Source organism: Halomonas daqiaonensis, from assembly GCF_900109725.1.
Taxonomy (GTDB): domain Bacteria; phylum Pseudomonadota; class Gammaproteobacteria; order Pseudomonadales; family Halomonadaceae; genus Halomonas; species Halomonas daqiaonensis.
Window position 1 is genome coordinate 1 of record NZ_FOBC01000001.1, and the last position, 23,739, is coordinate 23,739.

Annotated in this window: 18 protein-coding genes; 17 read left to right on the plus strand and 1 reads right to left on the minus strand. The window is 66.6% G+C overall.

Translation table 11 applies throughout. The features are described from left to right. The 7 genes from BMY30_RS00005 to BMY30_RS00035 form a co-directional block, all read left to right on the plus strand. On the plus strand, positions 1-247 hold a 247-nt coding region (locus tag BMY30_RS00005; RefSeq protein ID WP_139195439.1), incomplete at its 5' end, for a transposase. 196 nt (positions 248-443) lie between these two features. Further along, positions 444-1,793, plus strand: a complete 1,350-nt coding sequence (locus BMY30_RS00010) for a type II toxin-antitoxin system HipA family toxin (protein WP_342027769.1) — start codon at positions 444-446, stop codon at positions 1,791-1,793. Next, entirely contained in the window at positions 1,790-2,095 is a 306-nt protein-coding gene (locus tag BMY30_RS00015) for a helix-turn-helix domain-containing protein (protein WP_089709518.1), read from the plus strand. Before BMY30_RS00010 ends, BMY30_RS00015 begins: the two co-directional genes overlap by 4 nt. 12 nt (positions 2,096-2,107) lie before the next feature. After that, entirely contained in the window at positions 2,108-3,688 is a 1,581-nt protein-coding gene (locus BMY30_RS00020) for a TIGR02677 family protein (RefSeq protein WP_089709520.1), read from the plus strand. Further along, a complete protein-coding gene (locus BMY30_RS00025; protein ID WP_089709522.1) occupies positions 3,685-4,974 on the plus strand; it encodes a TIGR02678 family protein in 1,290 nt (429 codons plus the stop codon). Before BMY30_RS00020 ends, BMY30_RS00025 begins: the two co-directional genes overlap by 4 nt. Beyond that, positions 4,967-9,085 (plus strand): TIGR02680 family protein, encoded by a 4,119-nt coding sequence (locus BMY30_RS00030; RefSeq protein ID WP_170840029.1) that lies wholly within the window; start codon positions 4,967-4,969, stop codon positions 9,083-9,085. The genes BMY30_RS00025 and BMY30_RS00030 overlap by 8 nt, the downstream gene beginning before the upstream one ends. Then, positions 9,085-10,314, plus strand: a complete 1,230-nt coding sequence (locus tag BMY30_RS00035; protein ID WP_089709527.1) for a TIGR02679 family protein — start codon at positions 9,085-9,087, stop codon at positions 10,312-10,314. Before BMY30_RS00030 ends, BMY30_RS00035 begins: the two co-directional genes overlap by 1 nt. A 29-nt stretch (positions 10,315-10,343) precedes the next feature. Here the strand turns inward: BMY30_RS00035 and BMY30_RS00040 are convergent, their stop codons facing one another. Further along, positions 10,344-11,321, minus strand: a complete 978-nt coding sequence (locus BMY30_RS00040; RefSeq protein WP_089709529.1) for a DUF1853 family protein — start codon at positions 11,319-11,321, stop codon at positions 10,344-10,346. Between the two features lie 91 nt (positions 11,322-11,412). Here BMY30_RS00040 and osmF point away from each other — a divergent pair, with 91 nt between their 5' ends. The 10 genes from osmF to BMY30_RS00090 all read left to right on the plus strand — a co-directional run bounded on the left by osmF (position 11,413) and on the right by BMY30_RS00090 (position 23,723). After that, positions 11,413-12,324 carry a glycine betaine ABC transporter substrate-binding protein OsmF gene (gene osmF / locus BMY30_RS00045; protein ID WP_089709852.1) on the plus strand — a complete coding sequence of 304 codons (912 nt, stop codon included), beginning with the start codon at positions 11,413-11,415 and terminating at the stop codon, positions 12,322-12,324. A 7-nt stretch (positions 12,325-12,331) separates the two neighbouring features. Beyond that, a complete protein-coding gene (locus BMY30_RS00050) occupies positions 12,332-13,492 on the plus strand; it encodes an ABC transporter permease (RefSeq protein ID WP_089709531.1) in 1,161 nt (386 codons plus the stop codon). Then, on the plus strand, positions 13,489-14,433 hold the full coding sequence (locus BMY30_RS00055; RefSeq protein WP_089709533.1) for an ABC transporter ATP-binding protein: 945 nt from the start codon (positions 13,489-13,491) through the stop codon (positions 14,431-14,433). The genes BMY30_RS00050 and BMY30_RS00055 overlap by 4 nt, the downstream gene beginning before the upstream one ends. After that, complete coding sequence (locus BMY30_RS00060; protein WP_139195441.1) at positions 14,426-15,154, plus strand: ABC transporter permease; 729 nt, start codon at positions 14,426-14,428, stop codon at positions 15,152-15,154. Before BMY30_RS00055 ends, BMY30_RS00060 begins: the two co-directional genes overlap by 8 nt. Before the next feature lie 166 nt (positions 15,155-15,320). Then, positions 15,321-16,535, plus strand: a complete 1,215-nt coding sequence (locus BMY30_RS00065) for a thiamine pyrophosphate-dependent dehydrogenase E1 component subunit alpha (RefSeq protein ID WP_089709535.1) — start codon at positions 15,321-15,323, stop codon at positions 16,533-16,535. A 1-nt stretch (position 16,536) separates the two neighbouring features. Next, a complete protein-coding gene (locus BMY30_RS00070) occupies positions 16,537-17,514 on the plus strand; it encodes an alpha-ketoacid dehydrogenase subunit beta (protein WP_089709537.1) in 978 nt (325 codons plus the stop codon). 28 nt (positions 17,515-17,542) lie between these two features. Beyond that, entirely contained in the window at positions 17,543-19,159 is a 1,617-nt protein-coding gene (locus tag BMY30_RS00075) for a dihydrolipoyllysine-residue acetyltransferase (protein WP_089709539.1), read from the plus strand. 202 nt (positions 19,160-19,361) lie between these two features. Beyond that, positions 19,362-20,282, plus strand: coding sequence for a methylenetetrahydrofolate reductase (locus BMY30_RS00080; protein WP_089709541.1), 921 nt, complete (start codon positions 19,362-19,364; stop codon positions 20,280-20,282). Between the two features lie 20 nt (positions 20,283-20,302). Beyond that, positions 20,303-21,883, plus strand: coding sequence for a bifunctional aminoglycoside phosphotransferase/ATP-binding protein (locus tag BMY30_RS00085; RefSeq protein ID WP_089709543.1), 1,581 nt, complete (start codon positions 20,303-20,305; stop codon positions 21,881-21,883). Position 21,884: 1 nt separating this feature from the next. Beyond that, on the plus strand, positions 21,885-23,723 hold the full coding sequence (locus tag BMY30_RS00090; RefSeq protein WP_089709545.1) for a protein kinase domain-containing protein: 1,839 nt from the start codon (positions 21,885-21,887) through the stop codon (positions 23,721-23,723). Positions 23,724-23,739 lie beyond the last annotated feature (16 nt).

A 23,739-nucleotide genomic window follows, 5' to 3' on the forward strand; every position in this document is an offset into this window, starting at 1 on the left:
CGCCATCAAGAAGCTGGAAGACAGCCCCATGAAAACGCTGCTGCTGGTGATCGAGAAGACCAAGGCCAGTATCCGGGCCAAGGTCGAGCATCCGTTTCATGTCATCAAGAACCTCTTTGGCTATCGGAAGGTTCGCTACAAGGGGCTGGCCAAGAACCAGGCGCAGCTGTTCACCCTGTTTGCTCTCGGCAATCTGGTGTTGGCAGGACGATGCCAGGGATGCGTTGACGGGGTCAGTGTGTCTTGAATCCGGCCTGGCAGCCGGATAACCCGGCTGTCGGGTAAAACAGACCACCTGAGGTGGTCAGGTAGGGATCGCTGAAGCGATGATCGGGCCATTTTGGCTCTTCAACTATCCAGAACAGCATTGTTCAGCGGTTCCCTATCCTGCACATATTAGATGATATGTTGTCGCTCTTGAGCAATATTGTGCGCAGAGGTGCGTGTTGGAACTGACGCTGCAGGTACATTTTGACCAGAGTTGGCATGATGCGGCGGTTCTGGCGTTGCCGAATCCCGACCGCGGGACGCGGGGCGCGTCTCGGCTGCGCTATGAACCTGATTATGCTGTCGACTGGATGTTCCGCGACGATCACCACGCCTGCAGCCTGCTTCTTCCCGTGGAACTGATGCTGACCCACGATTCGACGCGCTGGTTCGGTTTCCTGGAAGACATCATGCCGGCGGGTGCCAGCCGTCGCTTCTGGGTGAACACTCTTGGCCTGCAAGACCAGTCTGAAGGCCGCCAGGACGCGGATCTGCTGGCCAGGGGAACCATCGCCCCGGTGGGTAACCTACGTATCAAGGAGGCCGTTCCCGAAAGGCCCGCTGACAACTCGCTCAGCGAGCGACGCTTCCCTATATCCAATGTGGTGGAGCGCCACACGGACTTCCTGGAATACGCCCAGCAGATGGGGGTCGCCAGCGGGGGGGCGACGGGAGCCGGCGGGGAGGCCCCCAAGTTGCTGTTGCGGCTGGACAAGGATGAGCGGGTCTGGATCGATACCTGGCAGGAAGAGTGCCATCAGCAGGATACACCCATGCTGGTCAAGTTTCCTCGCGGCAGGCGGTCCAATGATGACTGTGACATCCTTCGGGCCGAGTACCACTACTATCAGGAACTTGCCGCGCTGGACGTCGAGACCATCAACACTCGAGAGATGCGCCTGATCGAGGGCGAGCGTTATCCTTCACTCTGGTTGCCACGCTTCGATATGCACTACCTCGAGGGGACCTGGATTCGCTACGGGCTTGAGTCGGTCTATTCGCTGATGGGAGCGGCACCCGGGAGTTTCCTCCGGCATGGCGATACGCTGCGCCGACTGGTGGCGCTGCTGGAGAACCAGTATCGGGTACGAGAGTTGGGCGCTACTTTCGACAGTCAGGCCTTCGTCATCGAATGGGTCAAGCGGGACCTGCTCAATGTCGCTTTCGGCAATTCCGACAATCATGGTCGTAACACGGCACTGCTCAAGCGTCCGGAAGGAATCGGGCTCTCGCCGGTGTATGATTTTGCCCCGATGAAGGCCGACTCCGAGGGGGTGACGCGCACAACCCAGTGGCGACCGCCGCTCGAGGCGGGAGGGGAGTTCGATTGGCATGGTATTGCGGATTCTCTCGCTGATCTGGTGGCGCCGGAGAACCTGATGAGAGAACTGCAAAAGCTCGCTATTGAGCTGGAAGGCCTGGATGAGCGCCTGGCAGCGCGTGGCGTACCTTCGCGTATTCTCGACATGCCAGCGGTCGGACTGCGCTCGCTGAACGACAGGCTGGGCCGCTGGGGGCTCTTGTGAAGCAACGCAATCCCGCTGATCGAGAGGCGGCGCTGGTGGCGCTGCTCAAGCAGTGCTATGCCGGTGAGCTGACTGAAGGGCAATTGCTGCGGGCACTGCGTCGCGAGGTGCTGGGGCTCTCCCAGACTCGCTATGCCGAGCTGGTCGGTATCAGTCGTCGTACCCTCTCCGACCTGGAGGGTGATAAGGGCAATGTCACGCTGGATGTCATGAACCGTGTCTTCAAGCCACTGGGACTCCAGGTGGGCCTGTTGCCCCGCCAGCGGCGCCTGCTTGAGCAGGCACTGGCGCCAACCGAGTAACCGGGAGCGATCTTGGACTACACCCCGTTCAGCTATGTCACCGCCGAGAAGGCCGACCTCTATCGCGAGGTGATGCGCGCCTTCGTCGAGGCCAAGTCACACTTCCTGGTGCACCTGCGTCCGGAGGACGTCCAGCAGCAGCTCGGTGAACGGGAACTGGCCACGGTGCAGGCGGCGCTGACGCAGCTGGTCACCTGGGGCAACCTGGACGCCGAGCGCGACAACGCCCGGGTCACCAGCGTCGAGGATTACTATCGTGCCCTCTACGTCTACCAGATAACCCGCCAGGGCGAGGCGGTTGAGTCGGCGCTGGCCACCTATGACCAGGAGCTTGGCCGCCGCGGCGCCCTTCAGAGCGTGGCGCTGGAGGATATCCGTGCCCGCCTGCGGGCGCTGCTGGCGTTGTCACGCAGCGAGGCGCCGGATGCCACCCAGAGCCAGCTGCTGTTGCGCGACCTGGCCGGCGTCTTCTCCGATCTAGCCGAGAACGCCCGCGCCTTCATGACCGGCCTGAACCGTTCCCTGGAGAGCCAGGATAGCGATGCCGATGCCTTCCTGCTCTACAAGGAGCGGGTGATCGGCTATATCGAGCGCTTTCTCGGCGACCTGACCACCGCGTCAGGCGAGATCGCCGAGCTGATCCGCACCCTCGATGGCGATAGTGAGGACGGCGTGGCTCCGGTGGAGCAGTTGCTGCGCCAGGCCGCCGAGCGGGAGCTGGCCGATCTGGCCCCCGGCGAGTCGCCGGATGACGGCGACGAGCGCGAGCGCGCCTTCACCGAGGCCTGGCGGCGCTGGCACGGCCACTGGGAGGGGCTGCGCGCCTGGTTCCTCGATCAACCGGGGCGCCAGGCCCAGGCAAGGCTGCTGCGCAGCAGTGCGCGACGATCGGTGACCCAGCTGCTGGAGATGGTCGCTCGGCTCAACGAGCGGCGCATGGCGCGCAGCGACCGCTCGGCGGACTTTCGCACCCTGGCGCGCTGGTTCCTGGAGTGCCAGGACGACGGCGATGCCCACCGTCTGTGGCGCACCGCCTTCGGCCTGACCCCGGCGCGTCACCTGGTCATCGACGCCGAGACCAGCGAGCGCTGGCAGGAAGAACCGGTGCCGGCCAGCACGCCCTGGGCCGAGGCGCCGGGGATGCAGGTGCAGCCCCGCCTGCGCGCCACCGGCAGCTATCAGAAGGCCGGTCCTCCGCCCAGGCTGCGCAGCCGGTCGCGGGAGCGCGAGCTGCTGTCCCGTCAACTGGCCGAGGAGGCCAGTGCCGCTCGCGCCGCGCGTCGCCAGCTGGTGGAGCGAGGCGCCGAGCGGCTCTCCGACCTGTGTGTGCGAGGCGAGCTGGATGACGGCGCCTTTCGCCTGCTGCTCAACTTGCTGGGGGATGCCCTGGCGGCAAGCCAGGGCGATGATGCGCCCGTCACCACCACGACCGCGGATGGAGGCCTGCGCATGACCCTGAGCCCGCTGGGGCCCGAGACCTCCGCCACCATCCTTACCACCGCCGGCGCCCTGAGCGGCCGCGACTATCGCCTCGAGATCATCGATCTGGAGGAGAGTGCACTGGAGGAGTGCGCACTAGGGACGAGCACATGATCGAGCTGAGCGATACCCTGGAGCGCCAGCGCCAGGAGGAGCAGTGCCGCGCCCTGAGGGCGTTGCTGGCCAGACCACTGATTCGCGCCGACGACACTGCCTTTTCCCTTGTGCGCCGTCATGCCGCGACCCTGCGTGACTGGCTGGCACGCGAGACCGGCTGGCACCTGCAGAGCGAACGCGACTTCGTGCGTTTGCACAAGCGACCCGCCGACAGCCGTGATGCGACCCGGCCGGCCCGGGTGGGCCGGGGTACTCAGCGCAAGACCTTCAACCGCCGCCGCTACGCGCTCTTCTGCCTGCTGCTGGCCGACCTCGAGCGTGGCGATGCCCAGATCACCCTGGGCAGGCTGGGCGAGGGGCTGGGCCAGGCGGTGAACGATCCGGCACTCGCCGAGAGCGGCATGGCCTTCACCCTGGACCATCAGGAAGCACGCCGCGATCTGGTGGTCGTGGTGCGTCTGCTGCTGGAGCTGGGTGTACTGATGCGGGTGGCCGGCGACGAGGAGCAGTTCCTGCGCCGCGGCCTGGATGGCGACGTGCTCTATGACGTCGATCGGCGCGTGCTGTCGGCGCTGCTGGTCACCTCGCGGGGGCCCTCGCTGGTGGCCCTGAACGGCGCAGACAGCGAGCTCGACCTGGAGGCGCGGCTGCATGCCCTGGCCGAGACCTTCGTCCCCGATACTCCGGAGGGACGCAATCGCGAGCTGCGACATCGACTGGCGCGGCGTCTGCTGGATGACCCCGTGGTCTATTGGCAGGAGCTTGAAGAAGACGAGGCGGCCTACCTGACCAACCAGCGCGGCGTCATGCTGCGTCGCCTCCAGCAGGCCAGCGGCCTGGTGCCCGAGGTACGGGCCGAAGGGGTGGCGCTTGTGGATCCCGACGGCGAGCTGACCGACGAGAAAATCCCGGCGGAAGGCACCGAGGGACACCTGGCGCTGCTGATGGCCGAACAGCTGGCCACCGCGGGCGCCGATGGCGTCAGCCTGGACGAGGCGGAAGCCTGGATCCAGGGCTGGCAGACGGAATTCCGCCGCTACTGGCGCAAGGCGGCCTGCGAGCCGGGTGCGGCTCATGGCCTGTGCCGTCAGACCCTGGCGCGCCTCGCCGCGCTGCGCCTGGTGGAACGCCGTGGCGAGCGAGTCATTCCCCTGCCGGCCCTGGGGCGCTTCCGCGTCCAGCCGGCGGCCACGCCCGACGACGATGGCGAGCGACTTTCCGGGCAATCGATGCGACAACCTAGCCGACAACCCGACCTGGCGGATCCTTTTAGCGATGAGTGAGCTTCCCGAACCGCGCAGCCAGCGTTGGCAGCCCCTGCGCTGTGGCCTGGTGGAGATCTTCTACTACGACGAAGAGACCTTCCACTTTCACGACGGCCGCCTGCTGCTGCGCGGCAACAACGGCACCGGCAAGTCCAAGGTGATGGCACTGACTCTGCCGTTCCTGCTCGATGGCCAGCTGACCCCCTCTCGGGTGGAACCCGATGGCGACAGCGCCAAGCGCATGGAATGGAACCTGCTGGTCGGCGAGTACCAGGAGCGGCTGGGCTATACCTGGCTGGAGTTCGGCCGCCAGGGGGACGCAGGGCCCGAGACCTTCACGGTGGGTTGTGGCCTCAAGGCGGTGGCGGGGCGTCCGATACGCTCCTGGTTCTTCACGACGCCCCAGCGCGTCGGGCATGATCTCTTCCTGGTCGAGAATGGGCGTAGTCTCGGCCGCGAGCGGTTGATCCAGGCGTTGGGCAACGAAGGCCAGTTCTTCGATCGTGCCGCCGACTATCGGCGTGCCATCGACGAGGCGCTTTTCCACCTGGGTGAGCAGCGCTACGGCGCCCTGCTCGACCTGCTATTGCAGTTGCGCCAGCCACAACTGGCCAAGAAGCCCGATCCCAACCGCCTCTCCCAGGCGCTCAGTGATGCCTTGCCGCCCTTGGGCCGCGGCCTGATCGGCGAGGTCGCCGAGGCCTACCGCAGCCTGGATGCCTATCGCGAGGAGATTCAGGGCCTGGAGGAGACCGCCCGCGCGGTGGAGGCCTTCCTGGACCACTATCGCCACTATGCCGGCATCGCCGTGCGTCGCCGGGCTGAAACCCTGACCGGCGCTCATGCCGACCATGAGCGCAATCGCGTGCAACTGGGCAAGGATCGCCAGGAGCTTGAGGCCGCCGAAGCCGAACGCGATAGCCTGGCCGAGTCGCGCCAGGCCCAGGAGGGCAAGCTGCTTGACCTGGCCGCTCGGCAGCGGACCCTTGAGGCCAGCGAGGCCATGCGCTCCGCGGAGGCGCTTGCCAATGCCGACGAGCAGGCCCGTCAACGTGCCCAGCACGCCGAGAAGCAGGCGATACTTCATGAGAGGGCGCGCCGCGACGGTGAACGAGCCGAGTCCCGTCTGCGCGATGCCGACCAGGCGCAGCAGCAGGCCTGCCAGGTGCTGAGCTTGCGGTGCGAGGAGAGTGCCGGGGTGGCCGAGGCCGCTGGGCTTGCCGCCGAACATCATCGGTACGTCGGAAATCTCGAGGTACAGCCCCCGGCCGATGGCGAGGCGCTGCAACAGTCGCTGCGTGAGCTTCAGCGGCGTCGCCTGGCGGGCGTCCAGCACCTGCAGGGGCGTCTCGCCGAGGTGGAACAGGCCGAGCGGCGTTTCCATCAGGCCGAGCACGAGGCGCGTCGCGAAGAAGAGACCCTGGCCAACCGTGAGGACGATCTGCAGGAGGCCATCGAGGTCCGCGCCGAGGCGGCCGAATCGTTGCAGGCGGCATGGCGCCATCACCTGGCCCAGCTGAGCGAGCTGGCACCCGAGGACCCGGAAGCGCTGCTCGGCGAGCTCGAGGGCTGGTGCGATCACCTGAGCGGCGAGGATCCCGCCGAGGCGGGCCTTTCCCGAGCCCGGGATGCGCTGCGCGAATGCCTGGGCCGGCAGCGTCTCACCCTGCAGCAGTCGGGCAACGAGATCGAGACGGCTCGCCAGGCGCTCGAGGAGGAGCGCACTCGCCTGGAAGCCGGTGGCGAATCAGTGCCACCCGCGCCCTACACTCGTGGCGAGGCAGTACGCGAGGGGCGTCCGGGCGCACCGCTCTGGCAACTGGTGGACTTCAAGCCCGAGCTTTCCGACGAACAGCGCGCCGGTTTGGAGGCGTCTCTGGAGGCCGCCGGTCTGCTGGACGCCTGGCTGATGCCCGAGGGCCAACTGCTTTCGGCGGATACCTGGGACACTCTGCTGGTGCCCGACGCCGAGGCGTCGGGCACTCGCCTGGCCGACGTGCTCTGCCCGGATCTGCATGGCGAGCCGCCGGTGGCCCGTGAGGTGGTCGAGCGCGTGCTGGCGAGCATCGGCAGCGGCGAGTCCGAGGCCTTCGCCTGGGTCAGCGATCAAGGCCACTGGCGACTGGGGCCGCTGCGCGGCCAGTGGGGCAAGCCGGCGGCGGTGCATATCGGCCATACGGCGCGGGAGGCCGCCCGGCTGCGTCGTCTGGCGTCCATCGAGGAAGAACTGTCCGCGCTGGCCCATCAGCGTGCCGATATAGATGCCGAACTCGAGGTCCTGGCAAATAGCCTCGCGGCAGCAGAGCAGGAGTGGCGGCAGCGGCCTACCGCCCAGGCACTGCGCGACGCCCATGCCGGCGAGGCGGCGGCTCGTCGCGCCCGTGATCTCCAGGCCGAACGACTGGAGCGGGCTCGGGGGGCGCTGGACAGCGCCCGGGAGTCGCTTGAAGCGCAGCGAGGCGAGCTTTACCGGGCCGCCGAGGATCTGCGGCTGCCTGCCGAGCGTGGGGCACTCACACGGATCGAAACCGCCCTGGGCGACTACCGACTGGCCATCGGCGAGCTTTGCCAGGCGCTTAGGGCGAGAGACGAGGCCCGGCGAAACCATAGGGAGCGAGGCGAGGAAGCCGAGGCCGCCCGGGAGGCGCTGCAGCAGGCACAGCGTGAATACACCGAGGCCGCCGAGCAGGCCAGGGAAGCCGAGGTGCGCCGGGATACCCTGCGCGAGTCCATGGGGGCCGAAGTCCAGGCCCTGGAGCGCCAGCTGGAGGCGATTCGCCTGGAGCGCGAGCAGCTGACGCGCGAACAACGTGAGCTCGAGCAGCGCCACAGCGAGCTGCTCGGCAAGGTGGCGCGCTTCGAGGAGAAGGTCGGCAACGATGAGCAGCGCCTGGCCGAGCTGGACGGGCGTCGCGCCCAGGCCATCGATGCCTTCCGTGCCTTGGTCGAGGAGGAGCTGCTGCGCGTCGCCGCCCCCGACACCTTCGCCGAACGCGAGCCTCCCGCCTCCTGGGCGCCGGATCCTGCCATACGCCTGGCCCGGGCCGCCGTCCAAGCCACCTCGCGCCTGAATGCCGACGATGACAGCTGGCATGCCCACCAGGGCAGGCTGCACGAGCATATCAAGTTGCTCACCGATGTCCTGTCGCGCGGAGGCCACGATTGCTTGGCCGAGGCCCGTGACGACCTGCTGCTGGTGCGCATCGTTTTCCAGGGACGGCGCCAGGATCCCGATGCGCTGGCGCGTCAGTTGAACGAGGAGATCGCCCAGCGTCAGGCGCTGCTCAATGCCCGGGAGCGCGAGCTGCTGGAGAACTACCTGATCGACGAGGTGGCCAGCCATATCCAGGAGCGCATTACCGCCACCGAACGCGACGTCATGAGAATGAACGGCGAGCTGGAGAGGCGCCCCACCAGCACCGGCATGCGCCTGCGCATCCGCTGGGAGCCGCTGAGCGAAGGCCAGAGTGCCGGCGGGCTGATGGCCCCCGCAGGACTGGCCGATGTCTGCCAGCGGCTGCGCCGCCAGGCGCTGGACGCCTGGTCCCCCGAGGATCGCGAGGTAGTGGGTGATTTCCTGCGCCGGCGCATCGAGGAGGCTCGGGCCAGCGACGAAGGTGGCGCCCTGCAGGAGATCCTTGAGCGTGCCCTGGATTACCGCTTCTGGCACCGCTTCGTGGTCGACCGCCACCAGAACGGCCAGTGGCGCCCGGCCTACGGGCCCGCCTCCGGCGGGGAGCGGGCCCTGGTGATCACCCTGCCGCTGTTTGCCGCCGCGGCCAGCCACTACAGCAGCGCCCATCACCTGGCGCCGCGTCTGGTGATGCTCGACGAGGTCTTTGCCGGCATCGACGACGACGCCCGAGCGAAGAGCATGGGCCTGCTGGCCCAGTTCGACCTGGATGCCATCATGACCTCGGAGCGCGAGTGGGGCTGCTACCCGGACGTACCGGGCCTGGCCATCGCCCAACTGGTGCGGCGCGAGGGGGTCGATGCGGTCCACGTCACCCGCTGGCAGTGGGACGGGCGCCGCCGGGTGCGCGACGAGGAGCCGGTCTCCCAGGCACGCGAGTCCGTTCCCCTTGCGGCTGATGAATCAGCGGGTGGCGGCATGGACAGCCTGTTCTGATGGATCCCGAGCGTCTGCAGCGTCTGCTGGGTGGTCCGGAGCTTGTCCGTCTGCGCCAGAAACTAGCACGCAAGCTTCTGCGAGATGGCGGCGGGCGGCTTTCCCTGAACCGGGCCAGCGAGACCGAAAGGGCGACCGTGGAACGCCTGATCGGGCGGTCTCCCCGCCAAGGGAAATCGTTGAGTGTGGATTTGGAGGCCCTCTCTCAGGCGCTGTCACGCGCCGGGGTGGCCGAGAACCTTCGCGTTGCCCTGGAGGTGCTGGACGGGCCTCTTGTCGATGATCGCGCTCGTCGAGAGGAGGCAAGTCGTCGCTGGGCCACACTCATCGCAGACTATCGCCGGCGGGCAGATGCACTGGGGCTGGGAGATTGGCTCGAGGCGTTGCAGGCCGGTGGGCTGCTCAAGCGACTGTCCGCGCGCAACGAGCAGCGCGGCGTAGCGCTTCTCGAGCAGGCGCTCGACGTGCTGGAGCGCCTGCCGGTCCAGGGCCTGAGCCTGAGTGCCCTGGCGGCGGAGTGCCTGGGCGATGCCCATGGCCTGGATGCCGGCAGGCCGGTGGCCGCCCTGGTGCGTCGGGCCCTGGCGCGCTACTGGCGGGGCGGGGTCGCCCGGGTGGATCCCGACGAGCGCAGCATCTGGGCCCATGCCGGCGTGCTGATGGGCGGTGACATTACCAGTGCAGTGCTGACCTTGCGGCTGCCCGTGCACCCCGGTCAGACGCTGGATGAGGCCCTGTCGCGTTACTGCCAGCAGGCGGAGCCGACCTGGCTGACCCTGCGCCAGCTGTTGCGTCATCCCACCGAGTGGGACTGTGCGGGACGGGACGTCTTTGTCTGCGAGAATCCCGCCGTGCTGGCCGAGGCCGCCGAGCGCCTGGGGGCCGACTCTGCGCCGCTGATCGCTACCTGGGGCCGACCCGGTGCCGCCGTGCTCACTCTCCTGGAGCAACTGGAGGCCGCCGGTGCCGTGCTTCACTATCATGGCGACTTCGACTGGGCGGGCATCAGCATCGCCAACGCCCTGCTGGAGCGTTTTGCCATGCGACCCTGGCGGATGGGAGCCGGTGATCTCATGGGGTACGCGGATCTCGACGGCAAGCCCTTGGCGGGACGGCCGACCGAAGCGCGCTGGGATCCCAGGTTGCGCACCGTCCTGGAGGCACGGGGCAGGGCAGTTCATGAGGAGCAACTGATTGATGTCCTGCTCGACGACCTTCGCGTCGGTTGATCCTGTTCTCTGTCTCAAGGTGGCGAGCCTTAGGGTCGCGGCGGCAAGGGGATCTGCCGTGGCCAGTCATCGGCGACCACGAACACCCGGCGCCAACCCATATCGATGTGCCACAGGGCTAACTGGACGGGAAAGGCCAGTTCGGTGAAGTGTTGCGCCAGTCGAGCCTCGAGGTCGCGAACTCCCAGCAGCGTCTCGCGGCGGGGCAGGGCGAGCCAGTGGGGCTTGTGTAGCCAGGCGCCGCTGGTTCCCCGGGGCAGGCCGTCGCGCATCCGGTACCAGTCCCGTGCATACAGCCAGTGGCCGCTCAGGTGGCCGAGGGTGGCCTCCCGCGGGGCCGGCATGGGGGCATGCCAGGGGTAAAAGAGGACGCCAGGTATCGCCAGCCGCACGGCCATGGTGGGCGCAGGGCAGTCCCGTTCGGCGGGCCAGTGTGGCGACAGCAGTTGCATCAGGGTCTCACGGGCCTCGGGGGAGCTGGCAAGCCTGAGCTGATGGCGGTGCAGGTGCTCGCGCTTGGCGGCCAGGCTGTCGGCCCCACCCGGACCGATCCAACGGGCCTGGCTATTGGGCGCTCCCGGCCCCTGCGGTAGGCCCAGGTAGAACTTGATGGCGACCTCGAGATGTACGGGGTTGGGGTCGTCCCGTCGACAGTAGAGCAGATCCAGCTCGCCCAGGGTGCGCTTGCCCTGGTGGATGCGAAGGTTATGGCCCAACAACCGGGTACCGAGCGCCTCGTCGAGCAGGAACTGCCAGAGCCGCTCGTGGTAGAGCCCCATGCGTCCCTTGAGCGCCGGTGTCAGGTGAGCTTCCAGTGCACCGGGGGCCGCTTCCAGCGCGTTCAGCCAGGCCGCCAGGCGGTCGTCATCCTCCAGTCCCAACTCGCCACGCGAGGGGCGCCCCGAGCAGGGTATTTCGATCAAGTCAGGCGCCAGCAGGATCCACGCCAGGTCACGAACCAACGGGTGGTGGCAATGCTCGAGGAGTCCGCTTCCGGCTAGGGTCATGCTGATGTCCAGGCGTTGATCGGGGGGTCTGACAGCCAAGCTGTACAGGCCTTATACTCAGGATACATTCACAAGGAATCGGGTGAACATGATGAACCGTCCCCTCTCTCGTTGCGCGGCCCTGGTCGCCGGTACTTTCATCGCCCTGTCAGCCCAGGCGCAGGATCCCGTGGTGGTGTCTTCCAAGATCGATACCGAAGGCTCGGTACTCGGGCAACTGATCCTGCAGCGCCTCGACCAGGGCGGTATCGAGGTGGAAAATCGCCTCCAGTTGGGCGGCACGAGCATCGTGCGCGAGGCGCTGATCACCGGCGAGATCGATCTCTATCCCGAGTACACCGGCAACGGTGCCTTCTTCTTCGACATGACCGATAGCCCGGTATGGAACGATGCCGACAAGGCCCTCGAGACGGTGCGCGAGAAGGATCGTGAGGCCAACGACCTGGTCTGGTTGACGCCGGCCGAGGCCAACAATACCTGGGCGATCAGCGTGCGCGGTGAGCTTGCCCGCGAGCATGATCTGGAGAACCTCGAGGACCTGGCCGCCTATCTCGATGACGGTGGGAGGTTCAAGTTGGCCGCCAGCGCCGAGTTCATCGAGTCGCCCCAGGCGCTGCCCGCCTTCCAGGAGGCCTACGGGTTCGAGCTCTCCGAGGATCAGCTGCTGGTACTCTCCGGCGGCAATACGGCGGCCACCATGCGTGCCGCCGCCCAGCAGACCAGCGACGTGAATGCCGCCATGACCTACGGGACCGACGGCGGCCTGCAGGCCCTGGATCTGGTGGTCATGGACGATACCCTTGGGGTGCAGCCGGTCTACCAGCCCGCCCCGGTAGTTCGCGAGCAGGTGCTCGAGACCTACCCCGAGATCGAATCGCTGCTCGAGCCGGTCTTCCAGGCGCTGGATCTCGAGACCCTGCAGCGCCTCAATGGAGACGTGGCGGTGAACGGCCGGGCCCCTGCCGCGGTCGCCGCCGACTTCCTCGATACGCTGGAGGACTGAGGCCGTCTTGCGCCCGGAAGGCCGCGGCCCCAATGTCGTCCTGCTGAGCCTGACGCTGGTCGCCCTGGCGGCCTGGTTGGGCCTGGATTCGGTCAGCGTGGCCGCCAATCGCATCGTCTCCGGCACCGGCTATCGGGTCGACGAGGTCATTGGGGCGGGTGGCGCCTTGGCCACGAGCCTGCCCTGGCTGGCCCTGGCCGGGCTCGCCTGGCAACCCGCCCGGCGCCATCTCTTGCTGGCCCTGGCGCTTGTGGTGCTGATGCTCTCGGCCCTGCCGGGATGGCTAGCGCTGTCGGCCGTTTTTCTGGTCGATGGTGCTCAGGCACGGCTGGGCATCGGGGCGGGTATCTGGGTGGTGCTCTTCTTGTTGCTGCTGGTCATGATCGAGCTGCGCAGTCGCCTGGCGCTGACGCGGCTCCTTGGATGGGCTCTGCTGCTGCCCCCGGTGCTTAGCATGGGATTCTGCCTTGCTCGCTGGCTCGAGCCCTTGGCGCTGTGGCAGGAATATCGCGGACGCAGCGGCCAGTTCCTGGGGGCGGTCGGCGAGCACCTGCTGTTGGTCGGCGTGGCCGTGGGAACGAGCCTGGTGCTGGGCGTGTTACTGGCGCTGGCCATGCGCCGCTGGCCCGGTGTGCAGAAGATGGGTTTCGGCGTGCTCAATTTCCTGCAGACGATTCCCAGCATCGCGCTCTTCGGCCTGCTGCTGGCGCCGCTCGCCTGGCTCTCGGCCAACGTCGACTGGCTGTCGGCTCTGGGCGTCAGTGGCATTGGCTGGGCACCGGCCCTGCTGGCCCTGGTGGGCTACAGCCTGCTGCCCATGGTACGCAACACCTTCGTCGCCCTGGAGGCGGTAGACCCCGGCGTGATCGACGCCGCGCGCGGCATGGGGATGAGCCGAAGCCAGGTATTTCGCCAGGTGCGCCTGCCGCTGGCGCTGCCGGTGATCCTCGAGGGTATCCGTATCACTACGGTACAGGCCATCGGGCTGACCGCCGTAGCCGCACTGATCGGCGCCGGCGGCCTTGGCACCTTCATCTTCCAGGGCCTGGGACAGGCCGCCATGGACATGGTGCTGCTGGGGGCTCTGCCCATCCTGCTGCTGGCGCTGCTGGTGGATGCCCTGCTCGGTGCCTTGACAGACATCCTGCGCCCGGGAGGGGCCGAATGATCGAGCTGATCCATGTCACCAAGCGCTTCGGCGCCGCCGTTGCGGTGGATGACATCTCGCTTAGCGTGGCCCGGGGTGAGCTCTGCGTGCTGGTGGGGACCTCTGGCTGCGGCAAGTCGACCACACTGCGCATGATCAACCGGTTGATCGAGCACAGCGAGGGCGAGATTCATATCGACGACCAGCAGATCCGCGCCTTTCGCGAGGAGACCCTGCGTCGGCGCATGGGCTATGCGATCCAGAGCACGGGGCTCTTCCCCCACTGGACGGTGGCCCGCAATATCGGCCTGGTGCCACGCCTGCTCAAGTGGCCGACGGCAAGAATCCAGGCGCGAGTCGAGGAGCTGATGGCGTTGCTGGGACTCTCCATGGAAGAGTTCTCCGGCAAGTATCCCCACCAGCTTTCCGGTGGCCAGGCGCAGCGGGTGGGTGTTGCCCGGGCGCTGGCCGCCGATCCAGATATCCTGCTGATGGACGAGCCCTTCGGCGCCCTGGATCCCATCACCCGCGAGAGCCTGCAGGACGAGCTGTGCGAGCTGCAGTCCCGGCTGCACAAGACCATCGTCTTTGTCACCCACGACATGGACGAGGCGCTGCGACTCGCGGATCACCTGGTGGTGATGCATCAGGGGCGTATCGTGCAGCAGGGTCGGCCCCTCGAACTGCTTCGCGAACCGGCGGACGGCTTCGTCGAGTCGCTGCTCGGGGGCGAGGATCGTGGCCTGAAGGAGGCGGCGCTGCTGCCGGTCAGCCAGCGGATGCTGCCGCTGGGGCCGCGCCTGCTGGCTCGCGAGCGGATTGGCCAGCATGCCAGCCTGCGCGAGGCGCTCTCGGTGATGCTGTGGCGGCATGCCGAACGACTCACCGTGGTGGACGACGATGACATGCCGGTGGGCGAGCTTTCCCTGCGCCGCCTGGTGGGAGCGCGCAGCGATGAATGAAATTCGCCGCTGGGTTGTGCCATTGGGCTGGCTGGCACTGCTGCTGGCGACCACGTTCGGTATGGGGCAACTGGAGGGGCTGTTTCGCTGGATCGAGGCCGATAGCCGCCAGGTGATCTATGCCCGGGCCGATTTCGTGACCCTGTTGGGGCGCCATCTGCTGGTGGTGAGCGTGGCCGCGGTGCTGGCCATAATGCTGGGAGTGGGCGCCGCCATCGCCGCGACCCGCGACTGGGGGCGTGACTTCCTGCCCCTGGTCAGCCAACTGGCCTCGATCGGGCAGACCTTTCCGCCGGTGGCGGTGCTCGCGCTGGCCGTGCCGGTGCTGGGTTTCGGCACCCTGCCGATCATCGTGGCGCTGCTGCTTTATGGCCTGCTGCCGATCGTACGCAACACCCTGGCCGGCCTCGAGGGCATCGACCCCGGGGTGATGGAAGCGGCCCGTGGCATGGGCATGAGCGGCGGCCAGATCCTGCGCCAGGTGGAACTGCCGCTGGCCGCGCCGGTGATACTGGCCGGAATCCGCACCTCGGTCACCATCAATATCGCCACCGCGGCCATCGGCGCCACCGTGGGGGCGAGCAACCTGGGTGACCCCATCATCTCGGGGATCGTCAACGGCAACACCGCCTATGTGGTGCAGGGGGCATTGCTGATCGGGTTACTGGCGATCAGCGTGGATAGCCTGTTCAGCCGCCTCCCGCTGGCCGGTTCCCGCTGATCGATTGATGCCGGCGCGAGCTCATCTCTGGCCTTACGGGGCTACCCAATCTCTCCAGTTTACGTTAACGTCAATCCTGTTGCGTTGACCGGCCCCGGGGTGACCCCCTGGCGGATCGGAATATTAAAGACAACACTGCCCCCAAAAGGGGCACAGGATCACGACGATGACAACAACAGCGGATATCCACGAGCCGACCTTCCTGGCCGGTGACGAGTTCAGCATTCCCACCTTCCGGCTGCTCAAGCAGGACGGCACTCTCTACGAGGGCGCCAAGGCGCCCGATCTCGATCATGACAAGGCGCTGGCCATCTATCACGCCATGGTGGCCACTCGCGTGCTCGACGAGCGTATGCTCGCCGCCCAGCGCCAGGGGCGGCTCTCCTTCTACATGCAGTGCACCGGCGAGGAGGCCGCCGTGGTCGGCGCCACGGCAGCGCTGGATGATGCCGACATGATCATGGCTCAGTATCGCGAGCAGGGTGCCCTGGTGTATCGCGGCTTCACCTTCGACGAGTTCATGAACCAACTGTTCGGCAACGAGCTGGACTACGGCAAGGGCCGCCAGATGCCGATCCACTACGGGTCGCGCAAGCTCCACTACATGACCATCTCGTCTCCGCTGGCCACCCAGATTCCTCAGGCCACCGGTTACGCCTATGGCCAGAAGCTCGCCGGCGATGGCCAGTGCACCACGGTGTTCTTCGGCGAGGGCGCTGCCTCCGAGGGCGACTTCCACGCCGCCCTGAACATGGCGGCGGTTCACGAGGCGCCGGTGATCTTCTTCTGCCGCAACAATGGCTATGCGATCTCCACCCCGTCCATCGAGCAGTTTGCCGCCGATGGCGTGGCGCCGCGGGCCTTCGGCTATCGCATGCACGTGATCCGCGTCGATGGCAACGACATCCTGGCGGTCTATTCGGCCACTCAGGAGGCTCGGCGCATGGCTGTGGAGCACAACCACCCGGTGCTCATCGAGGCCATGAGCTATCGCCTGGCCGCTCACTCCTCCTCGGATGATCCCTCCGGCTACCGCTCGAAGAACGAGGAAGAGGCCTGGCGGGAGAAGGATCCCATCCTGCGCATGCAGCGTTGGCTGATCGATATTGGCTGGTGGAACGAGGACGAGGAGAAGGCCCTTCAGGAGAGCCTGCGCCGCGAGGTGCTGGAAACCATGAAGCGTGCCGAGAAGCGTCCGCCGCCGCCCCTGGACAGCCTGGTGACCGATGTCTATGCAGACGTTACCCCGGAGCTGCAGCGTCAGCTCGACGCGCTGAAGACCCATATTCGCCAGTATCCGGACACCTATCCGAAAGGCGCGCGCTCCCTGGATCCAGACGTTCGCGCCGGTGACGATGTCGCTGCCAAGGGAGGTGAGTGAGATGCCGACCAAGAACATGCTGCAGGCCATCAACAACGCCCTGGACATCGCCATGGGTGAGGACGACAAGGTCCTCTGCTTCGGCGAGGACGTGGGCAGCTTCGGTGGCGTCTTCCGTGCCACCAGTCATCTGCAGGAGAAGTACGGCCGCGCGCGCTGCTTCAATACGCCGCTGGTCGAGCAGGGCATCATCGGTTTCGCCAACGGCCTGGCCGCCCAGGGCTCGGTGCCGGTCGCGGAGATCCAGTTCGCCGACTACATCTTTCCGGCCTTCGACCAGATCGTCAACGAGACGGCCAAGTTCCGCTACCGCTCCGGTGACCTCTTCAACGTCGGCGGCTTGACCATTCGCGCGCCTTACGGCGGCGGCATCTCCGGCGGCCTCTACCATTCCCAGTCCCCGGAGGCCTACTTCGCGCACACGCCCGGTCTCAAGGTCGTGGTGCCGCGCGACCCCTACCAGGCCAAGGGCCTGCTGTTGGCGTCCATCCGCGACCCCGATCCGGTGATCTTCTTCGAGCCCAAGCGCCTCTATCGTGCCGCGGTCGGCGAGGTGCCGGAGGAGGACTACCAGCTGCCCATCGGCGAGGCCGAGGTGACCAAGGAGGGCACCGACGTCACCCTGGTGGGCTGGGGGGCCCAGATGGAGGTGATCGATCGTGCCGTGGAGCTGGCCGAGAAGGACGGCATTTCCTGCGAGGTGATCGACCTGCGCACCCTGCTGCCCTGGGATCAGGACAGCGTGGCCGAGTCGGTGTTCAAGACCGGTCGGCTGGTGGTCACCCACGAAGCGCCACGCACCGGGGGCTTCGCCGGCGAGATCGCCGCGGCCATCCAGGAGCGCTGCTTCCTGTACCTGGAATCGCCCATTGCCCGGGTGACCGGCCTGGATACGCCCTTTCCGCTGACGCTGGAGAAGGAGTACCTGCCGGATCACCTGAAGATCGTCGAGGCCATCCGCGCCAGTGTGAATTTTTGACGACCGGGTTCAGGACAGGAGAAAGAAGATGACAGATTTCAAGCTGCCCGATATCGGCGAAGGTATCGTGGAGTGTGAGGTAGTGGAGTGGCGCATCAAAGAGGGTGACGTCATCGAGGAAGACCAGCCGGTGGTCGAGGTGATGACCGACAAGGCGCTGGTCGAGATCACCGCCCCAGAGGCGGGGCGAGTCACCCGGTTGTACGTGCCCAAGGGCGAGATCGCCAAGGTACATGCGCCGCTGTTTGCCTACGAGGCCGAGGGAGAGGCGCCTGCGGAGCCGAGTGCCCAGCAGCGCAGCTCCAACAAGGAAGAAGTCACCCCGCCAGAGCCGGCACCGTCGACGGCATCGCCATCGGGTGGTGCCAGCAAGGACTTTATCCTGCCGGATATCGGCGAGGGTATCGTCGAGTGCGAAGTGGTGGAGTGGCGCATCGCCGAGGGCGATATGATCGAGGAGGACCAGCCGGTCGTGGATGTGATGACCGACAAGGCGCTGGTCGAGATCACCGCGCCGGAAGCGGGTAGGGTCACCCGGCTGTACGTGGCCAAGGGTGAGATTGCCAGGGTCCATGCGCCGCTGTTTGCCTATGCTCCGGAGCATGCCGAGGATACCGGCGAGACCGCCTCGACGGCATCTTCGCTACCCCAGTCTGCAGCCCGCCAGGCTCCTCGCTCGGACATGCCCGCGACCTCTTCGGCTTCGGCCTCGCAGGCCAGTGGTCAAGGCCCACACGGGCGGATTCCGGCGAGCCCTGCGGTGCGTCGTCTGCTGCGCGAGCACGGGCTGCGCCTCGAGCAGGTACCCGGGTCCGGCAAGCAGGGGCGGGTGTTGAAGGAGGACGTTCAGGCCTTCCTGGAGCGCGGCGACACGGCCGCTGCGGCGTCGACACCCGCTCGGGAGGCAGTTCCCTCGACCCGGCCGGCGACCGGCGAGGGGGAGGTGCGCGTCGAACCCTTGCGCGGTGTGCGAGCCGCCATGGCTCGCCAGATGGTGGCCTCGGCCTCGACGATCCCGCACTTCCAGTACGGTGAGGAGCTCGACGTCACCGAGCTGCTGGCGATGCGCGAGCGCCTCAAGCCCGAGGCCCAGGCCTTTGATGCGCGCCTGACGTTGATGCCCTTCTTCATGAAAGCCATGGCGTTGGCGGTCCGCGACTTCCCGATCCTCAACAGCCGCCTCAACGAGGCAGGCGACGAGATCCACTACCTGCCATCCTGCAACATTGGTATGGCCGTGGACGGCAAGGCGGGACTGATGGTGCCCAATGTGAAGGGGGTGGAGCGGCTGACCCTGCTGGAGATCGCCGGCGAGATCCAGCGGCTGACCGCCGAGGCCCGTGAGGGCAGGGTGGCGTCATCCGACCTCAGGGGCGGGACCATCACTATCTCCAATATCGGGGCACTGGGCGGAACCTATGCGGCACCGATCATCAATGCCCCCGAAGTCGCTATCGTCGCCATCGGCAAGACCCAGTGGCTGCCACGCTTCGATGCCCAGGGTGCGGTGGTCAAGCGGGCGATCATGAGCGTCACCTGGGCGGGGGATCATCGCCTGATCGACGGTGGCACCATCGCTCGCTTCTGCAATACCTGGAAGGGCTATCTGGAAGCGCCGGAGACGATGCTTCTGCATCTGGGTTGAGCCATGCCACGACCATGGGGGCGTTGCCTCGCCATGGTCGTGGCCTACCGTTTCGACGGCGAGATCGACGTAGCCAGCCTGCCCCAGTACCCTTGGCAAACTACCGAGCCGCAGGTCGATCATGTCACCTTCCGGACGGCAAGCGCCTGCTGCTTCGGCTTTTCGGCGGGCTATCGATTCACCAGCGGCGGGAGAATGCCAGATGCGGAGCCCGGTGGCGCGTTCGGCCACTCCGGACGAGTTCGTCCTGGAGGCCGTGCCGCCAGAAGTCGAACGCGGGGAGGCCGGTATAGAGGCGGCGGTGGAACGCGTCGCTGAGCTGCACGCGGCCCTGGGCCTGGATGCCGTCAATATCCCCGAGATCCATGAGGAGAAGGCCAAGAGCCGGCAAGGTGAGCGACGCCGCCCTTTCTTGCCGCGGGTGGAGCCACGCGTGCTTGCCGCACACATCCAGGAGCGCCTCGACATCCCCTGCATCATCAATCGTGTGGTGGTTCACCTCGAGCGCGACCGCCAGCTCGACTGGTTCCGCGAGACCTGGGAGCACTACGGCATCCGGCGCTTCGTGCTCGTTGGCGGCGAGAGCAGTGACAAGCGCTATCCCGGCCCCTCGGTTCCCGAAGCCAATACGCTACTGCGCGAGCACCTGGCGATCCCCGGCGGGGAGGTCGGCAACATCTGCATTCCCTCGCGGCGCGGGGAGGTCGAACGCCTGCAGCACAAGCTGCGCTCCGGCGCGACATTCTTTACCACCCAGGTCCTCTTTCATGCCGAGGAGATCACGGCCCTGCTCGATGCCCTCGGTGAGCGTATGGAAGAGGGCACCCGTGCTCCCGCCTTCCTGGTGTCACTCGCGCCGGTGCGCTCTGAGCGCAACATCCGCTTCCTGCGCTGGCTCGGCGTGAGCCTCTCCCATGAGCTGGAGGCCTGGCTCACCGCCGATGAAGCGGCGGTGACCGAGCGCTCGCTGAGCCACCTCCACGAGACATGGCGCCACATCGTCGATCATGCCATTACCCGGCATTCCCCTTGTTCGCTCGGGGTCAACATCGCCCCCATCGGACGGATTCCCTCAGCCACCACCGTCGCCCTTGGCCGGGCGTTGCGTGATGTTACGCCTTGACCCCGAATAGGAGACTGTCCATGAGTCGTGAACTGATCCAGGCGTTGCAGGATCCCGAGTGCTACGATCACCCGGTCAGCGACTTCGAATTGCACGAGACCCACATCTCCTGGGTGCTGCTCACCGGCGAATACGCCTACAAGATCAAGAAGTCCTTGGACTTCGGCTTCCTCGATTTCTCCACCCTGGAACAGCGCCGCCACTTCTGCGCCGAAGAGGTGCGCCTGAATCGCCGTCTGGCGCCGGATCTCTATCTGGAGGTCGTGCCGATCACCGGCAGCGCGGCGGCGCCAACGCTGGGCGGGGAGGGGGAGCCCTTCGAATACGCCATTCGCATGCAGCAGTTCGACACGTCGCAGATGCTGGATCGATTGCAGGAGGAGGGACGCCTGGAGGTGGTGCACCTGGATGCGCTGGCCGACCAACTGGCCGATTTCCATCAGGGCTTGCCGGCGACTCGTGAACAGACACTGGGCTCACCGGCGCGCGTGCGTGCCGATGCCGAGGAGAACTTCGAGCAGATCCTCGCCTTGCTCGACGATCCACAGCAGCGTGACCAACTGGAACGTCTGGCTGCCTGGACTCGTGAGACCTTCGAGCGCCTGGAACCCCAACTGACGCGTCGCCACCGGGAAGGACATGTCCGTGAGTGCCACGGCGATCTGCACCTGGCCAACATCGTCCTCTACCACGGCGAGGTCACGGTGTTCGACTGCATCGAGTTCAACGACGGCCTGCGCTGGATCGATACCAGCAACGACCTGGCCTTCCTGCTCATGGACCTCGAACATCGCGGGGAGACGGAGCTGGCCAACCGGGTGCTGAATCGCTACCTGCAGGGGTACGGGGATTTCGACTGCCTGCCGCTGCTCGACTTCTACAAGGCCTACCGAGCCACGGTGCGTGCCAAGATCGCGCTGCTCACCTGTGGCAGTGCGAACCTGGATGCCACCGAACGCGCTCGCCTGCTGGACACCTATCAGTCCTATATCGACCTGGCGGAGCGCTATGCCCAGCCTCGCCAGCCCTACTTGCTGGTGACCACCGGCGTTTCCGGCAGCGGCAAGAGCTGGCTGAGCCAGCGCCTGTCGGCGTCGCTGGGGCTTTTGTGGCTGCGCTCCGACGTGGAGCGCAAGCGCCTGTTCGGGCTGACGCCGCTGGCCGACAGCCACGCCCGGCCTGACCTGAACCTCTATACCCCGGAGGCTACCCGCGACACCTACCGGCGACTGGTCGACCTGGCCGCCAAGGCCCTGATGGCCGGCTACCCCGTCATCGTCGACTCCGCAGCCCTGGCACGGGCGCAGCGTGACCAGTTGATCGAGGTCGCCCGTGCACAAGGGGTTCCCTACCTGCTGCTCGAGTGCCGCGCGGCCGAGGAGCAGCTTCGCCAACGGCTGCGCGGCCGGGCGGCGGCGGGGGGCGACCCCTCCGAGGCGGATGAGCAGATCATGGAGCGTCAACAGGCCGATGCGCGGCCCCTGGCCGAGGCAGAGCAAGCCTACTCCCTGCGCGTGGAGACCGTCGACCTGGGCGATGCCGAGCCCGTGGCCCGTCAGATTCGCGAGCGGCTGCTCGCCACTCAAGTGACTCACCCCTGACATGACCCAGGCGTCCCTGCAGCAGTTCTACATTCCGGAAGAGCAGTCGATCTACCTGCTCAGCCATGACGACGCCCGCAAGCTCAAGGCGTGGGTGGCGCTGTGCCAGGCCCAGCTCGAACAGCTGGGCTACCGGGACATCGAACTGATCGGCAAGGGTGCCTACGGCTTCGTCTTCGCCGGGCTCACCGAGCTGGGTGAGCAGTACGTCTTCAAGTTCACGCGCGTCAATCTGTCCCAGCGCCTTCAGGACCGCCTCGAGGAAGAGGCCTTCATGCTGGAGCAGGTCGACCATCCTCGGGTGCCCAAGCTGATCGTCTTCCAGCGGGTGCGCAGCCAGTCGGTGCTGGTGATGCAGCGCGCCCCGGGCTTCAACATGGAGGAGGTCTCGCTGCATGAAGGGCGTCTGTCGCCACGCCTGGTGGTGCGCATCGCCGACCAGCTGGCCGATATCCTGCGCACCCTGCGCCGCGAGAGTGGGCCGGCCGGCAAGCCGGTGGTGCATGGCGACATCAAGCCTTCCAACCTGGTCTTCGACGATGCCCACGAGACCATCGCGCTGATCGACTGGGGCTCCTCGGTGTTCGCCCAGCTCGATGCCAGCCTGCAGTTCGTGTCGACCAACGTCATGGAGCTGATGTCGGACAACCTGCAGCAGACCAATGCCCGCCTGGGGGACGTCTACTTCATCGGCGATGAACAGCTCAACGGGGCGCTGTCGTCGCCACGTTTCGACGAGCAGGGAGCGGCGGCCACGCTCTATGCGCTAGCCTCGGCCCAGTCCTGTCGCTTCGGCCACCGTGCCATCCCCGCCACTTCCCTGGGGCTACCCATGGAATTTGCGCGCATGCTCGACGGCATGCTCGATCCCGACCTGCGAACGCGCATGCAGGCCGGCGATCATTTCATCCGCGAGATGCCTCAGCTCGCCCGCCTGGTGATGCTCGATCTGCCCACCCCCCAGGAGGCCCCCTTGGTGCCGGTCTGGAGCCGGCCGGCGGGTCACGAGATCGACACCGTGGTCTACAGCTCGCGCAAGTCCTTCCTGCGCGAGGAGGGTGGGCGTGAGACTCTCAACGACGTCAACGATGTCCAGCTCGATCGCTATTACAAGAATTTCATGCAGAACATGGGCGAGACCGAGAAGGCTTTCCTGGCAGCGGTGAGCCGGCTGGGCAAGTATCCGGTGGTGGGCGGGCTGGCGGTGCGCTGGGAGGCCGACGGGGTCTATATCGACACCTCGCTCAATCTGCATGACCCGCAGCGGCGTGGTGCCTTCATCGCCGCGGTCAACAACATGGTGACCCTGGCCCGGGCGATCCACCGCCGCGGCATCTTCAAGAGCTGCCTATTTAATGCCCGTGACACCTTGCATCTGGATCGGCAGAGCGTCGAGGCGCCCTTCGAGATCCAGCCCGGGATGCGGCTGCACTATGAAGTCAGCGCGGTACCCGAACTCGAGGATCGCACACGCCTGCACAGCTACTTCGAGGATGGTCCGGACCCGGAGGAGTTCCTGGTGCTGCCCCAGGCGATCATCGCCTCGCTGGAGGCACTCAACGACATCCACCACACGGGCATGATCATCTTCGAGGCGCTGCCTCAGCACCTCAAGATCCACAGCCACTACCGGCTGCTCGACCCCTCCCGGGAGGAAGAGTTCCGGCGTCGCCTGGATGACATCCTCGACGCGGTGGGGCTGATCGAGGGGCTCGGCGTCTCGGGCTTCATGAAGATGCCCTACAAGGACACGCGCTTCTTCGCCCATATCGAGCGCCAGCCTGAACGTTTCTATCCCCGCGATCCCCGGGCGGTGCTGGCGCAACGCTCCCGCGGATAAAGGTGGACTCCTCGTT